Genomic DNA, 14,519 nt, shown 5'->3' on the forward strand with positions numbered 1-14,519 from the left:
GTGGATTGTTAAATCGCCTTCGCGAGCAAGCCCGCTCCCACATTTGATCTTCGGTGTTTTCAAAGGTGGTTAAAAAACAACCACCGTTCTGTAGCCTACACCCCACATGGCCTGCAGACCCTTTCACTCAGGTTATCCACAGGCGGTTCCACAGGCATTGTGGGTAAAGATCCATAACTCAGTGACAACCTGATGACTGCCAGACCCGTTGGGCGCTGTGATGGAGGATTCCATGGCGGCGTGCCAGGGCCTTGCGGTCTTTGCTGTAGCCGCCGCCGATCACGCCGACCACCGGAATATCCCGGCCCAGGCAATGACGCATCACGCTTTCATCGCGAATGGCGACGCCTTCGTCTGTCAGCTTCAGATAACCCAGGGCGTCGTCCTTATGCACATCGACGCCGGCGTCGTACAGCACCAGGTCCGGTTGGTAGAGCGGCAGCAAATAGTTGAGTGCGTCGTCCACCACTTTCAGGTAATCGGCATCGCCCATGCCCATCGGCAACGGAATGTCCCAATCACTTTCGGCTTTGCGGGCAGGAAAATTCTTTTCGCAGTGCAGGGAAACGGTTATCGCCTCAGGGGTGTTGTGCAGGATTCGTGCAGTCCCGTCACCCTGATGCACATCGCAGTCGAAGATCAGCACCCGATTCACTCGGCCACTTTCCAGCAGGTAATGGCTGATCACCGCCAGGTCATTGAAGATGCAAAACCCGGCGGGATGATCGTAATGCGCGTGGTGGGTGCCGCCAGCCAGATGACAAGCCAAACCATGTTCCAGTGCCTGTTCGGCCGCCAGCAGCGAACCGCCGACCGCTCGCACCGTGCGCCGGGCCAGCGCTTCGCTCCAGGGCAAGCCGAGGCGTCGTTGATCTTCGCGGGACAATTCGCCGCCCATGTAGCGTTCGATATACGCAGGGTCATGGGCGAGGGCGAGAATCTCTGGCGGGCAGAGGTCCGGGCGCAGCAAATCGGTGTCGCGGGTCAGCCCACTGTCCACCAGGTGATCGCGCAGCAGGCGAAACTTGTCCATGGGGAAGCGGTGATCCGCCGGGAACTCGGGGCTGTAGTCTTCGTGGTAGATCAGTGGCAGGGGCATGGCAGATTTATACAGGAAGGCAGGTAGGAATGAGTGAACGATCCTACCAGCGATGTAGACTTGCGGCATGGAAACGGGGGAGGAGGCACGATGGAGCCGATACTGGAACTCGAAAGCGCACGACTGTTGTTACGGCAGTGGCGTGATGAGGATTTGCCGGCGTTTGCGGCGATGTGCGCCGATCCACAAGTGATGCGTTATTTTCCGGCACCCTTGAGTCGACTGGAAAGTGCCGCGTTGATCGGGCGGATTCGCGGGCATTTTGCCGAGCATGGTTTCGGCCTCTGGGCACTGGAGCGCAAGGACACCGGGACGTTCATCGGGTTTACCGGGCTGGGTGTGGTCGGCTTTGATGCGCCATTTACGCCGGCCACTGAAATCGGCTGGCGCCTAGCGCGCGAGCACTGGGGCCTGGGCTATGCCGGTGAAGCGGCGTGGACCGCTCTGCGCTGCGGGTTTGATCGGTTGGCGCTGCAAGAGGTCGTCGCATTCACCACAAAGACCAATCTGCCATCCGAGAAAGTCATGCAAGCGATCGGCATGCACCATGCCCCCGCCGATGACTTCGAGCACCCGCGGCTTGCAGCCGATCATCCGCTGCGTTCGCATGTGTTGTACCGCATCACCCGTGAGCAATGGCTGCAAACCTTGCATGGATAAGCAGGCGCGGACGTTTACAATGGCCCTCATGTTGAACCGGCCATAAACTGAATCGACCGCCGCAGCCAAGACTGCGCGGCATTGCGTTGTGTGAGGAGAGTCTGAATGAGCCAAGTGTTGGAAGATCTGGTAGACCTGCTGACCCTGGAACCGATTGAAGAAAACCTGTTCCGTGGCCGCAGCCAGGACCTGGGTTTTCGTCAGTTGTTCGGCGGCCAGGTACTCGGCCAGTCCCTGTCGGCGGCCAGTCAGACCGTCGAGGCGGCGCGCCATGTGCATTCGATGCACGGTTATTTCCTGCGCCCGGGTGATGCCAAATTGCCGGTGGTGTATCAGGTCGATCGGGTGCGCGATGGCGGCAGTTTCAGCACGCGCCGGGTGACGGCGATCCAGAAGGGCCATCCGATTTTCACCTGCAGCGCCTCGTTCCAGTACGACGAAGAAGGCTTCCAGCACCAGACCGAGATGCCGCAAGTAGTCGGCCCGGAAAACCTGCCGTCGGAGCTGGAACTCACCCAACAGCGCGCGCACCTGATCCCTGAACACATGCGCGAAAAACTGCTGTGCCCGAAACCGATCGAAGTCCGGCCAGTGACCGAAAAAGACCCCTACAACCCGCAGCCCGCCGATCCTGTCAAATACGTCTGGTTCCGCGCCGACGGTGCGTTGGCTGACACCCCGGCGCTGCACAAATACCTGCTGGCCTACGCGTCGGACTTCGGTCTGCTGACCACCTCGATGTTGCCCCACGGCAAATCGGTCTGGCAGAAAGACATGCAGGTCGCCAGCCTCGATCACGCCTTGTGGTTCCATGCCGACCTGCGCGCCGATGACTGGTTGCTGTACGCCATGGACAGTCCGTGGGCCGGCAACTCACGCGGATTCTCCCGTGGCAGCGTGTTCAACCGTGCCGGGCAACTGGTAGCTTCGGTCACTCAGGAAGGCTTGATTCGTCATCGCAAGGATTGGGCGTGAGCCTGGCCGAGGTGCGGCACTGGGTGTTCGACATGGACGGCACCCTGACGGTGGCGGTGCACGACTTCGCGGCGATTCGCGTGGCGTTGGCGATTCCCGCCGAACACGACATCCTGACCCACCTCGCTGCGCTGCCGGCCGATGAAGCCGCGGCCAAACACGCGTGGCTGCTGGAGCACGAGCGGGATCTGGCGCTGGGTTCGAAACCGGCGCCGGGCGCGGTGGAACTGGTGCGTGAGTTGGCCGGGCGCGGTTATCGCCTGGGCATTCTCACGCGCAATGCTCGTGAGCTGGCGCATGTCACGCTAGAGGCTATCGGCCTGGCCGACTGCTTTGCGGAAGAGGATGTACTGGGCCGCGATGAAGCACCGCCCAAGCCGCATCCTGGTGGATTGCTGAAACTGGCCGAAGCCTGGAAGGTGCCGGCGAGCGAAATGGTGATGGTTGGTGATTACCGCTTTGATCTGGATTGCGGCCGGGCGGCGGGAACGCGGACGGTGCTGGTGAATCTGCCGGATAATCCGTGGCCGGAATTGGCGGATTGGCATGCGCGCGATTGCGTCGAGTTGCGGCAATTGCTGTCGGCTTGAGGGATATGTTGTCGGGTTAACCGCTTTCGCGAGCAAGCCCGCTCCCACATTTGATCGGTGTGAACACAGATTTTGTGTACACCAAAATCTACTGTGGGAGCGGGCTTGCTCGCGAAGGGGCACTGGCCGGCACCACAACCCTCACTGCCCGAACAACACCTTCTGCCCCTCAGGCGAGGTAAACATCCCATCCCCATTGTGCCCGACCCCAGGCACTTCAATGAGCTGCTGACTCAATCCTTGAGAATGGCGCCGTTTCAGATAATTGAAATAGTGGCGTCCACGAATCAATCGAGAAGCACCCTGGGCTTTGGCCTCGCAACTTTTATCCAGCGCCGGATGATTCGGGTCGATGTCCTGCTGCCCGAGTAAATAAACGATGTCACGTTTGACGTAGTTTTCTTCGAGTTGCGCAGGTGTCTGCCCATCGGCATAGGCGGGCAGATCCGCCAGCCCGTATTTCCAGCGATTGAAATTCGGACATTTCGCGTGACTGAACGCCACTGGCCGTTGCTCATTGAAGTAGGCATACGACGAAGGATTGGCGATCACATAGCGCACTTTCACGCCCTCCGCGTCGAGGGCTGGCTGAGGGTGGCTCAGCAAGGCATAACGTTGAACCACCTGAGCGCCGCCGGAGTGACCGGCGATGACGATTTGCTTCACGTCTGGAAACTGTCGCCGATCACCCAGGCGCGCGATGATTTCGTCGAGCGCCGCATAGGCGCTCAGCGTAAACGGCGCGGTGGATAAACCGCCGGCCATCCAGTCATTGCCTTGCCAGCGTAAAACACTGTCAGGCACCGGATGGCTCGCGACGTCGGTTTCGTTGAGAAACTGCGGGGCGAGTACCAAGGTGTTCGCGCTTTGCCCGGCCTGCTCGGTAGCGCGTTCGGCGCTTTGGCGATAGGTTTCAGCATCGCGTAATCGACCATGGACGATGATCACCACACGTTCGATTTTTTCCGGTGTCGGGCCCATGCTCACCGCGATTTCCCCGGCGCTCAACAGCAAGCGCCCGGAACTGATCGCCTTGACCCCTTGCTCGGCAGCCTGGGTGCTTGCGCAGGTGATTAACAGAACCAGCAGCCACTTACGCATCACAGATTCTTCGCGGCAAAGGTGTCGCACTGGCTCACCTGGCCCTGTGCGAATCCGGCCTTGAACCAGCGCACTCGCTGGGCCGAAGTGCCGTGGGTGAAGGAATCCGGCACCACGCGGCCCTGACCTTGCTGTTGCAAGCGGTCGTCGCCGATGGCGTTGGCGGCGTTCAAGGCTTCTTCGATGTCACCGGGTTCCAGCCAGTTCAGACGTTTTTGCGCATTGTTGGCCCAGACGCCGGCCAGACAATCGGCCTGCAGTTCCTGGCGCACCAGCAAACCATTGTCGCCTTCCATCTGCCGGCCCTGTTGGCGAGCGGTCTGGATTTTCGCTGAAACGCCGAGCAGGGTCTGCACGTGGTGTCCGATTTCGTGAGCGATTACGTAGGCCTGGGCGAAGTCGCCAGCGGCGGAAAAGCGCTGGGACATCTCCTGAAAGAAACTCATGTCCAAGTAGACCTTCTGGTCAGCCGGGCAATAGAAGGGACCGGTTGCTGAAGTCGCCAGGCCGCAGGCCGAGTTGACGCGGTTGCTGAACAGCACCAGGGTCGGGTCTTTATATTGCCGATCGGCCTGCTGGAAAATCTGGCGCCAGGTGTCTTCGGTATCGCCGAGGATCGAGCGCACGAATTCGGCCCCTTCATCATTGGCCGGTGGCGCCTTGCGTGTTTGGGTGGGGGCCGGGGCTGACTGCTCACTCATTTGCCCGGTCAGTTGGCCGAGGATCTGCAGCGGGTCCTGGCCGGTGATCCAGCCGATCCCGACGATCAACAGGATCGCCGTCAGGCTCAGGCCCTTGCCTCCACCAAAACGCATTCCACCGCCCCCACCACCGACATCATCGCCACGGGCATCGACCACGTTGTCGCTGCGTCGGCCTTTTTTCCAAAGCATGGGGGATCCTCTTTTTTGCCTGATGAAGGCGCATGGTGATGAGTGTTGCCGGTGAGTAGGTATGGCGCCAGTCCGGTCGTCTGACAGCCCTCGACGTCAGGGGTTCTCCTAAGTGGCGACATTAGCGGTTTCATGGACGGACGGGTGCTGCAGGTTCGGCTGCCGGACAGGTTCCAGATTTTGCTTCCTTCGAGTTGTCTTTTAGAATCAGTCAAATTTCGTTTTGGAATCCCCCATGGCAGGCAGTCAGATCGAACGTGTTTTCAGCGTGCTGGAAAGCCTTACCGGTGAACCTCAAGGTTTACCGATGCAGACCCTGGCCGAGCAACTGGACATTCCCAAGAGCGCGACCCACCGTCTGCTCGCCGAGCTGATTCGTCTGGGGTATGTGCGGCAGAATCCGCAAAACCTGCGTTATCACTTATCGACCAAACTGGTCGCCATGGGCTTTCGTTACTTGTCCGGCAGTGGTGCGGACATTGTCCAGCCAGTGCTGGATCGGCTGGCCCGGGAGACCGGCGAGCTGGTGCGTCTGGGGGTGATCGAAGGCGAGCGCCAGACCTGGATCGCCAAATCCCAGGGCGCCCGTTCCGGCCTGCGTTACGACCCGGACATGGGGCGCGATGCGCCGCTGTTCTATACCGCTTCCGGGCATGCGTGGCTGGCCAGCATGAGCGATGCCGAAGCGTTGTCGCTGGTTGAGCGCCAGGCCATCGAGAAGCCCGAGGGCCTTGGGCCCAATGCGCCACGCTCCAACATCGAACTGCTGGAGCGGCTGCGCCTGGCGCGGGAGCAGGGCTATGCCTGGGTCGAGGAAAGTTCGGCGGTAGGCACGTCGGCGATTGCTGCGGTTATCCGTCATCCACTGCAGGGGCGAGTGATCGGCGTGCTCAGCATTGCCGGGCCGAGCGCGCGGATGCCGGGAGCGCGACTGCATGAATTGGCACCGACGTTGTTGGCGTTCGCCCAAGAACTGTCGGCAGCGAGTCAGGCGTCGGAGCTCTTTAGCTGATAGCGCTTGCCCCCATCGATCCGGAAGTCGATAAAAAACCGTGCGCTGTTCGCACACTTTCAGACGCTGCAACTATAAGAATCTGGAACCGGGTTCTAAATTGTTGGAATTATCCCGCCAGAAGAGAACCTCGCCTTGACGTCGTCTATCAGCACCCCGCTCTGCGGCGTCAATCATCCTTTCAAAGGCATCCTGCTGGTGGTGGTCGCCACCTTTCTGTTTTCCAGCCATGACGCCTTGTCGAAATACCTCTGCGGGTTTTATCCGGTCGTTATGGTGGTCTGGGCTCGCTACGTGATTCACACCTTGTTGATGGCCGGGATTTTTCTCCCGCAATCCGGGTTGCGTGTCCTGCGCACCAAGCGGCCATTACTGCAGTTGATGCGGGCGTTGTGCTTATTGGGAACCAGCCTGCTGTTTACCGGTGCGCTGTTGTTCATCCCGTTGGCCGAAGCCACGGCGGTCAATTTTCTCGCACCGGTATTGGTCACGGCGCTGTCGGTGCCACTGCTCGGTGAACAGGTGACGCGCGGGCAATGGCTGGCGGTGATTTGCGGGTTCATCGGGGTGTTGATCATCGTCCATCCCGGCGGCGAACTGTTCACGCCTGCGGTGTTGCTGCCGTTCTGCTCAGCGCTGTTTTTCTGCTTCTATCAATTGCTCACCCGCAAGCTCAGCGAAATCGATAGCCCGACCACCAGCAATTTTTTCGCCGGGCTCTGCAATACGTTGGTGATGAGTGCGCTGGTGCCGTTCTTCTGGCAAGTCCCAAGCGTGGGTCATGGAGTTTTGATGGTGGCGCTGGGGGCGTGCGGAATGACGGCGCATCTGTTGTTGACCCAGGCCTTCCGTTACGCCGCGCCCGCGTTGTTGGCGCCGTTCGGCTATTGCCAGATTGTCTTTGCAGGTTTGCTGGGCTGGTGGCTGTTTTCCCACACGCCGACCCTGACTACGGTGATCGGGATCGTGGTGATTTGCTGCAGCGGGTTGGCGGCAGCCTGGCAACAGCGTCGTCGACAAGAGGATAGAGGCAGGCCTGGAATCAGGCCTGCCGGGGGAAGGGAGTTTACGCGGTGACGGTAGGAATCTTGCGCGGTGCCATGAAGTACATCCAGATCAGTGCGATGAAGTACATCGCCGGAATTATGGTGAACAGTACGGTGTAGTTGTTGTTGGTGACCGTCAGAATGTGGCCGACCAATTGGGTCATGAACATCCCGCCGATTGCCGCGCACATCCCGCCGAAGCCGAACACCGTGCTCATCATGTGCTTGGGCGTGTAGTCCATCACCAGGCTCCAGATGTTCGCGGTCCAGGCCTGGTGCGCACCGATGGCCAGGGAGATGGCGAACACCGCGAGCCACAGGTTGCTCGAGCCGGCAGCCATGACCACGCCGATGATGCAGCAGGCGAACAGGAACATGGACATCAATCGCGCCTTGATCGGGTTGATCCCGCGACCGATCAGGAACGAGGACAGGATCCCGCCGCCGACACTGCCGAAGTCAGCCGTGAGGTAGATGATGATCAGCGGAATACCCATCTGGGTCACGTTGATCCCCAGGTTGTATTGCTGATTGAGGAACGGCGGCAGCCAGTACAGGTAGAACCAGAACACCGGCGCGGTGATCGAGTAGGCGAGGGCGAAGGCCCAGGTGCCACGCATGCGCAGGATTCGCGAGAACGGTACGCGGGATTGTTCCGGCTCGACTTCCTTCTGGATGTAGTCCAGTTCCGATTGTTTGACGCTCGGGTGATCTTCCGGGTTGAAGTACTTCAGACCCCAGAACAGCAACCAGATGCCGCCCAGTGCCGCCATGCACAGAAACGCGGCTTGCCAGCCCCAGGCGTGGAGGATCAGCGGCAGCAGCATCGGCGTGAACATCGCACCGACGTTGGTCCCGGCGTTGAAGATGCCGGTGGCCACGGCGCGCTCGCCGGCAGGGAACCACAACCGGGTGGTTTTCACGCAGGCCGGGTAGTTGGCGGCTTCGGTCAGGCCGAGAATGAACCGGCAGACCATAAAGCCCACCGCCGAAGTGGCCAGGCCGTGAGCGCCGGTGGCCAGGCTCCAGAGCAGCACCGCGCAGAAGAACACGCGTTTCACGCCGACCCGGTCGATCAGCCGGCCCTGCAGCACGAAGCCGATGGCGTAGCCGACCTGAAACCAGAAGTTGATGTTGGCGTAGTCCATCGCCGTCCAGCTCATTTCCTTGGCCAGGATCGGTTGCATCACGCCCAGGGCGGCGCGGTCGATGTAGTTCAGGGTGGTGGCGAAAAACACCAGCGCCAGCATTCCCCAACGGGTTTTGCCGACGGCCATGGCGCCGCGGATTTTGTCGCCGATGCCGCCAGTGGCGACGCTTTGGGCCGAAGCCACGCGAGAGCTTTGAGAAGGAAACATGTATGCCATCCGTTCAATGACTGACAAGCGAGGCTTGTCGGGACTTCAAGGGCGCGTGATCAATCGATGGCGACGGGCGCGGGTGAGATTGATCGGCTGAGGTGTTCTCGTCAGGTGACGACAACGTTTTATTCAGCGAGCGGCACGGTTCGGCCGAGGGGGCGCAAGCTTCGGATGGATGCCAGGCGAGGTGCGAGGGCGGTGGAGCAAGCAAACAAGGCGTTGAATGAGCGCATGAGCGTGTACCCGTTTTTTGAAATTTTTATGTGGTGTTCAGGGTCTTTGGTAACCGAGTCCATGGGTCGTGACCGGACTCAATGTGTAGTCGATGTTGCGCAGTGGACGAAAAATCGTCAATTCGCCAACCGCCATTGTGTTCGATAATCGCCCGCAAAACTAACTGGGTAGTACACTTTGAATTGCTGTGTGGATTCGTCAAGACAATAATTTACCCAACAAGAATGTCCCCACCACCGGGAGTCGACACATGCAGCGTTCCATTGCCACCGTTTCCTTGAGCGGTACCCTGCCGGAAAAACTCGAAGCCATCGCCGCCGCCGGTTTTGACGGGGTGGAAATTTTCGAAAACGACCTTCTCTACTACGACGGCAGCCCTCGGGAAATCAGGCAGATGTGCGCCGATCTCGGAATCGCCATCACACTGTTTCAACCCTTCCGGGATTTCGAAGGTTGCCGCCGCGATCGCCTGCCGCGCAATCTGGAACGGGCCGAGCGCAAGTTCGATTTGATGCAGGAACTGGGCACCGACCTGGTGCTGGTGTGCAGCAACGCCTCGGCCGACTCCATCGGTGATGAGCAGATCCTGGTCGATGACTTGCGCCTGCTCGCCGAACGGGCCGGCGCTCGTGGTTTGCGGATCGGCTACGAAGCGCTGGCGTGGGGTCGACACGTGAACACGTATCAGCAGGTGTGGAACATCGTGCGCCAGGCCGATCATCCGAGCCTCGGCGTATTGCTGGACAGTTTTCATACGTTGTCGCTCAAGGGCGATCCGAGCGCCATCGCCGAGATTCCCGGTGACAAAATCTTCTTCGTGCAAATGGCCGACGCCCCGATCCTGGCCATGGACGTGCTGGAGTGGAGCCGACATTTCCGTTGCTTCCCGGGCCAGGGCGAATTCGATCTGCCGGGCTTTCTCGCGCCCATCATCAAGAGTGGCTACACCGGGCCGCTGTCGCTGGAGATCTTCAACGACGGCTTCCGTGCCGCACCGCCACGGGCCAACGCCGCCGACGGTTTGCGTTCGCTGCTGTATCTGGAAGAGAAAACCCGCCAACGTCTGGAACAGGAAGCCACGCCAGCGGCCAATCGCGACATTCTGTTCGACACCCCAGGCGCCAGCGAATACAACGGCATCGAGTTTCTTGAATTCGCAGTGGATGAAAGCCTTGGCGCCAAGCTGTCCCATTGGCTGGAGCGGCTGGGTTTCGTCAAGGCCGGGCAGCACCGTTCCAAGAGTGTCAGCCTGTTGCGTCAGGGCGATATCAACCTGATCCTCAACTCCGAGCCTTATTCTTTCGCTCACAGTTTTTTCGAGTCCCACGGCCCATCGCTGTGCGCCACCGCCGTGCGGGTCAAGGACAGCGCCAGTGCGCTGGCCCGTGCCGTGGCTTACAAAGGCCAGCCCTATCGCGGACTCGTTGGCCCCAATGAGCTTGAACTGGCAGCGGTGCGTGCGCCGGATGGCAGTCTGATTTACCTGGTGGATCAGAACGCCGACGTCTATGGCACCGACTTCAATCTGCAACCGACGGCCGTGGCCAGCGGTGGCCTCAAGCGTATCGATCACATGGCGATGGCGCTGCCCGCCGACAGCCTCGACAGTTGGGTGCTGTTCTATAAAAGCCTGCTGGATTTCGAAGCCGACGATGAAGTGGTGCTGCCTGATCCGTATGGTTTGGTGAAGAGCCGCGCATTGCGCAGCCGTTGCAGTTCGATCCGCCTGCCGCTGAACATTTCCGAGAACCGCAACACCGCCATCTCACACGCGCTGTCGAGTTATCGCGGTTCCGGCGTGCATCACATCGCTTTCGATTGCGACGACATCTTTGCCGAAGTCAGCCGCGCCAAGGAGGCGGGCGTGCCGCTGCTGGATATCCCGCTCAACTACTACGATGACCTCGCCGCGCGGTTCGATTTCAACGATGAGTTCCTCAGCGAACTGGCCTATTTCAACGTGCTTTACGACCGCGATGCTCAGGGCGGCGAGCTGTTTCATGTGTACACCGAGCCATTCGAAGGGCGCTTCTTCTTTGAAATCATCCAGCGCAAAAACGGCTACGCGGGTTACGGCGCGGCCAACGTCGCGGTGCGACTGGCGGCCATGGCCAAATCGCGAAGTGGTGGCGTACGTCAGGCAAAGTTGTAGGAAAATCGTAAACACGGGTACATAACTGCTGCCTCGCGGCTTCCTTCACTGTGCGCGGCAGCCCATAATCGCCAGCTTGTGCAGTGATGGCCGTGAGCCCGCAATGACAATAATTACAGAACTCTCCGTAGCGCCCGAAAAGCCAATTGCCGAGCCTCGCAAGAGTCGCAAGAACAACCCGGAAAAGACCCGCGAGAACATTCTTCAAGAGGCCATTGTCGAGTTCGTTCAGCAGGGACTTTCCGGTGCGCGCGTCGATGCAATTGCCGAACGCATCCACACCTCAAAACGCATGATCTATTACTACTTCGGCAGTAAGGAACAGCTCTACGTCGAGGTGCTGGAGAAACTCTACGGGGATATCCGCAGCACCGAGAACCGTCTGCACCTGGCCGAACTGGCGCCGGTGGAAGCGATTCGACGGTTGGTGGAATTCACCTTCGATCACCATGATCGCAACGTCGATTTCGTGCGTATCGTCTGCATCGAGAACATTCACAACGCCGAGTACGTGAAGCGTTCCGATGCGATCAAGGCGATGAACAACACCATCCTCGATTCACTGGGCGAGATTTTGCGTCGCGGCTGCGAAGAAGGTGTATTCCGCACCGACCTCGATCCATTGGATGTGCATCTGCTGATCAGCTCGTTTTGCTTCTATCGGGTGTCGAACCGCCATACCTTCGGTGAGATCTTTCAGATCGACTTGCCGGACGAAAGCATCAAGCAGCGTCATCGGGAGATGATTTGCGAGTCGGTTTTGCGATATCTGCAGGCCTGACGTCTTCGCGGGCAAGCCTCGCTCCTACAGGGCCAGCGGTTATCCCGTAGGAGCGAGGCTTGCCCGCGAAGCTTTTCAACCATTCATGCTCTGAAAATGCGCCAGCATCCGCTGAGCATCCGGCACCACGCCGCTGAACAGTTCAAACGCCTTCACCGCCTGAAACACCGCCATGTTGCCGCCATCCAGAGTTCGGCAACCCAGCGCGCGAGCGTTGCGCAGCAGTTCGGTTTCCAGTGGGAAGTAGACGATCTCCGCAACCCACAACTGCGCCCGAAGCAGCTCTAGCGGCACTGGCATGCCCGGCAGCTTTTTCATGCCCATTGGCGTGGTATTCACCAGCCCGTCTGCCTGGCCCAACGTGCCTGGCAAATCATGTCCGGCCACGGCGCGACCGAAACCGAAATGCTGATTGAGGTTGTTCGCCAGCGACTGAGCGCGACTTTGATCCACATCGAAAATGCTCAGCAGCTGTACGCCTTCGCTCAATAGCGCGTGGGCCACTGCCGCGCCTGCGCCACCAGCGCCCATTTGTACGACACGCTCGAGAGCAACGCCTTGCAAGCCACGGCGAAAGCCTTCGGCAAAACCCAGGCAATCGGTGTTGTGGCCGATGCGTTTACCGTCCTTTAGGACCACCGTGTTCACCGCGCCAATACCGCGGGCTTCCGGCGACAATTCGTCCAGCAACGGGATGATCGTCTGCTTGCACGGGAAGGTGATGTTCAGCCCGGTGAAATTCATCCGTTCGGCGGCCATCAGCAGGTCGGGCAGGGCACTGCTGTCGAGCTTCAATTGATCCAGATCGATCAACCGATAGAGGTAACGCAAGCCCTGCGCATCGCCTTCATGCTCGTGCAGCGCGGGAGTGCGGGAAGCCTGAATGCCGGCACCGATCAGCCCGGCCAATACCACGGTGTTCTGTGTCATGACGCTTAACCTTCCAAACGATGGCTGAAATGCTCCAGCGCCAAACGATAGCCGTGGCTGCCGAAACCGCACATGACCGCAGCGGCGATGGACGAAACAAAGGAGTGATGCCGGAAGGGTTCACGGGCATGGACGTTGGACAGATGCACTTCGATCACCGGCAGTTCGCTGGCGACCAGGGCGTCACGAATGGCGACCGAGGTGTGAGTCCAGGCGGCCGGGTTGATGACGATCCCGGCGCAGCGGCCACGGGCGGCGTGAATCCAGTCGAGCAGTTCGCCTTCATGGTTGGTCTGGCGAAACTCCACCGTCAGGCCGAACTCTTCGGCAGCGCGACCGCACAGCGCTGAAATGTCCGCCAGGGTTTCATGGCCGTAAGTCGCCGGTTCACGGGTGCCCAGCAGGTTCAGGTTCGGGCCGTTGAGCACCAGAACGATAGGGGACATCGGGTCTCTCCACATATTATTTTTGGCATTGGCCGAGGGTTTCAGCCTGTGGGGAGAAATTGTACTAACTGGTTAATAAGGTCAATTGAAGAGGACGTCGGATCTGGATTATTTGTGCGGTGATCGGACATGCGCAAAAAGATCGCAGCCTTCGGCAGCTCCTACAGGTGCGATCTTTTCAGCGAGGCAGATGCTCAACCAGAAAATCGATAAACGCTCTTAGCCGCAACGGCACATGGCGGCTTTGCGGATACAGCAGAGTGAAAGGGCGGGAGCGTCCGCCATAGGGCTTGAGCACTTCCACCAGCGAACCGTCCGCCAGTTCCTTTTCGACGATGAAGCGATAGGTTTGAAAGATTCCGGCACCGCTTTTTGCCAGCGTCACGCCGCCCAATACGTCATCGGAACAGCAGTAGTTGCCCTCGGCAAGAATCTCCAGCGACACATCGTTGTCGTTGAACAGCCAGGCAATCCGCCGCCCACTGCTGGGCAGTTCGTACTGGATGCATTCGTGCTGAGCCAAGTCATCCAGGGTCTGCGGGGTGCCGGCGCGCTTCAGGTAATCAGGGCTGGCAATCATCACCAGCGCGGCGTCCTCCAACGGCCGTGCAATCAACCCGGAGTCGGGAATGGCCCGCACACGGATTGCCATGTCATAGCCTTCGCCGACGAAATCGATGTTGCGATTGCTGATGTGTGCCTCGACTTTCACGGCGGGAAAGCGCGCCCGAAACGCAGGCAGTAAGGGCAGGATTCGATGATGGGCATAGGTCGTGGGAATGCTGATGCGCAACGTGCCAGAAGGTTCTTGCTGCTGCCCCATCACCTCGCGCTGGGCCTCGACCAGTTGTGCGAGAGCCTCACGACACTCCTCGAAATAACGCCGGCCACTGTCGGTCAGCTTGACGCTGCGGGTGGTACGCGCAAACAGCCGCACACCCAAACGTTCTTCCATGCGCGACACCGAGCGGCTGACGGCGGCCGGGGTCACGCCTGCCACCTGGGCTGCGGCGGTAAAGCTGCCGGCTTCGGCGGCCAGGCAAAACAGTTCGATGCTGCCTAATTGAAGATCGTCGAAATGTCGCTGCATGATTGATTACACCGGGAATCAAATGAAGTGTTTGAAGGCTGTGTTTATCAAATGAGGGCACATAAATACAGTGCCGGGGTCAGCACCGGCCAGGTTGGCGATGAAAGGATTGCTTACTCTTTTTTGCCTTGATTGGCGGAGTCCGATCG

13 protein-coding genes and 1 pseudogene are annotated in these 14,519 nt (G+C 59.6%); 7 read left to right on the forward strand and 7 right to left on the reverse strand.

Annotation, left to right across the window (positions count from 1 at the left end; genetic code table 11):
- Positions 1-178: 178 nt before the first annotated feature.
- The gene (locus tag AC1RQB_RS08250; RefSeq protein ID WP_063342443.1) at positions 179-1,099 is read right to left on the reverse strand and encodes a histone deacetylase family protein; all 921 of its coding nucleotides are present in this window, start codon (positions 1,097-1,099) and stop codon (positions 179-181) included.
- Between the two features lie 90 nt (positions 1,100-1,189).
- Here AC1RQB_RS08250 and AC1RQB_RS08255 point away from each other — a divergent pair, with 90 nt between their 5' ends.
- From AC1RQB_RS08255 to AC1RQB_RS08265, 3 genes are all read left to right on the forward strand, one after another.
- Positions 1,190-1,759, forward strand: a complete 570-nt coding sequence (locus tag AC1RQB_RS08255) for a GNAT family N-acetyltransferase (RefSeq protein ID WP_063342444.1) — start codon at positions 1,190-1,192, stop codon at positions 1,757-1,759.
- Positions 1,760-1,864: 105 nt separating this feature from the next.
- On the forward strand, positions 1,865-2,734 hold the full coding sequence (tesB, locus tag AC1RQB_RS08260) for an acyl-CoA thioesterase II (protein ID WP_063342445.1): 870 nt from the start codon (positions 1,865-1,867) through the stop codon (positions 2,732-2,734).
- Positions 2,731-3,324 (forward strand): HAD family hydrolase, encoded by a 594-nt coding sequence (locus AC1RQB_RS08265; RefSeq protein ID WP_008070036.1) that lies wholly within the window; start codon positions 2,731-2,733, stop codon positions 3,322-3,324. Before tesB ends, AC1RQB_RS08265 begins: the two co-directional genes overlap by 4 nt.
- A 141-nt stretch (positions 3,325-3,465) precedes the next feature.
- On the opposite strand, the gene AC1RQB_RS08270 is transcribed toward AC1RQB_RS08265, so the two are convergent.
- A complete protein-coding gene (locus AC1RQB_RS08270) occupies positions 3,466-4,425 on the reverse strand; it encodes an alpha/beta hydrolase (RefSeq protein WP_063342446.1) in 960 nt (319 codons plus the stop codon).
- Positions 4,425-5,318, reverse strand: a complete 894-nt coding sequence (gene ypfJ / locus AC1RQB_RS08275; RefSeq protein ID WP_063342447.1) for a KPN_02809 family neutral zinc metallopeptidase — start codon at positions 5,316-5,318, stop codon at positions 4,425-4,427. Before ypfJ ends, AC1RQB_RS08270 begins: the two co-directional genes overlap by 1 nt.
- A 235-nt stretch (positions 5,319-5,553) precedes the next feature.
- Between ypfJ and AC1RQB_RS08280 the strand changes: the two genes are divergently transcribed.
- Together AC1RQB_RS08280 and AC1RQB_RS08285 are read left to right on the forward strand one after the other, a co-directional pair.
- A complete protein-coding gene (locus AC1RQB_RS08280; RefSeq protein ID WP_008070030.1) occupies positions 5,554-6,330 on the forward strand; it encodes an IclR family transcriptional regulator in 777 nt (258 codons plus the stop codon).
- Between the two features lie 135 nt (positions 6,331-6,465).
- Positions 6,466-7,347: pseudogene (locus tag AC1RQB_RS08285) on the forward strand (DMT family transporter); the annotation flags it as partial.
- A 49-nt stretch (positions 7,348-7,396) separates the two neighbouring features.
- Here AC1RQB_RS08285 and AC1RQB_RS08290 read toward each other — a convergent pair.
- Positions 7,397-8,734 (reverse strand): MFS transporter, encoded by a 1,338-nt coding sequence (locus tag AC1RQB_RS08290; protein ID WP_063342449.1) that lies wholly within the window; start codon positions 8,732-8,734, stop codon positions 7,397-7,399.
- A gap of 487 nt (positions 8,735-9,221) precedes the next feature.
- Between AC1RQB_RS08290 and quiC the strand changes: the two genes are divergently transcribed.
- Together quiC and AC1RQB_RS08300 are read left to right on the forward strand one after the other, a co-directional pair.
- Positions 9,222-11,123, forward strand: coding sequence for a 3-dehydroshikimate dehydratase QuiC (gene quiC, locus AC1RQB_RS08295; protein ID WP_063342450.1), 1,902 nt, complete (start codon positions 9,222-9,224; stop codon positions 11,121-11,123).
- Positions 11,124-11,226: 103 nt separating this feature from the next.
- Complete coding sequence (locus AC1RQB_RS08300) at positions 11,227-11,904, forward strand: TetR/AcrR family transcriptional regulator (protein WP_007895309.1); 678 nt, start codon at positions 11,227-11,229, stop codon at positions 11,902-11,904.
- A gap of 75 nt (positions 11,905-11,979) precedes the next feature.
- Here the strand turns inward: AC1RQB_RS08300 and AC1RQB_RS08305 are convergent, their stop codons facing one another.
- From AC1RQB_RS08305 to AC1RQB_RS08315, 3 genes are all read right to left on the reverse strand, one after another.
- Entirely contained in the window at positions 11,980-12,834 is an 855-nt protein-coding gene (locus AC1RQB_RS08305; protein WP_063342451.1) for a shikimate dehydrogenase, read from the reverse strand.
- Between the two features lie 5 nt (positions 12,835-12,839).
- A complete protein-coding gene (aroQ, locus tag AC1RQB_RS08310; protein WP_063342452.1) occupies positions 12,840-13,280 on the reverse strand; it encodes a type II 3-dehydroquinate dehydratase in 441 nt (146 codons plus the stop codon).
- A 178-nt stretch (positions 13,281-13,458) separates the two neighbouring features.
- The gene (locus tag AC1RQB_RS08315; protein ID WP_063342453.1) at positions 13,459-14,370 is read right to left on the reverse strand and encodes a LysR family transcriptional regulator; all 912 of its coding nucleotides are present in this window, start codon (positions 14,368-14,370) and stop codon (positions 13,459-13,461) included.
- Positions 14,371-14,519 lie beyond the last annotated feature (149 nt).

Source organism: Pseudomonas sp. GW822-FHT02E03 (assembly GCF_058802325.1).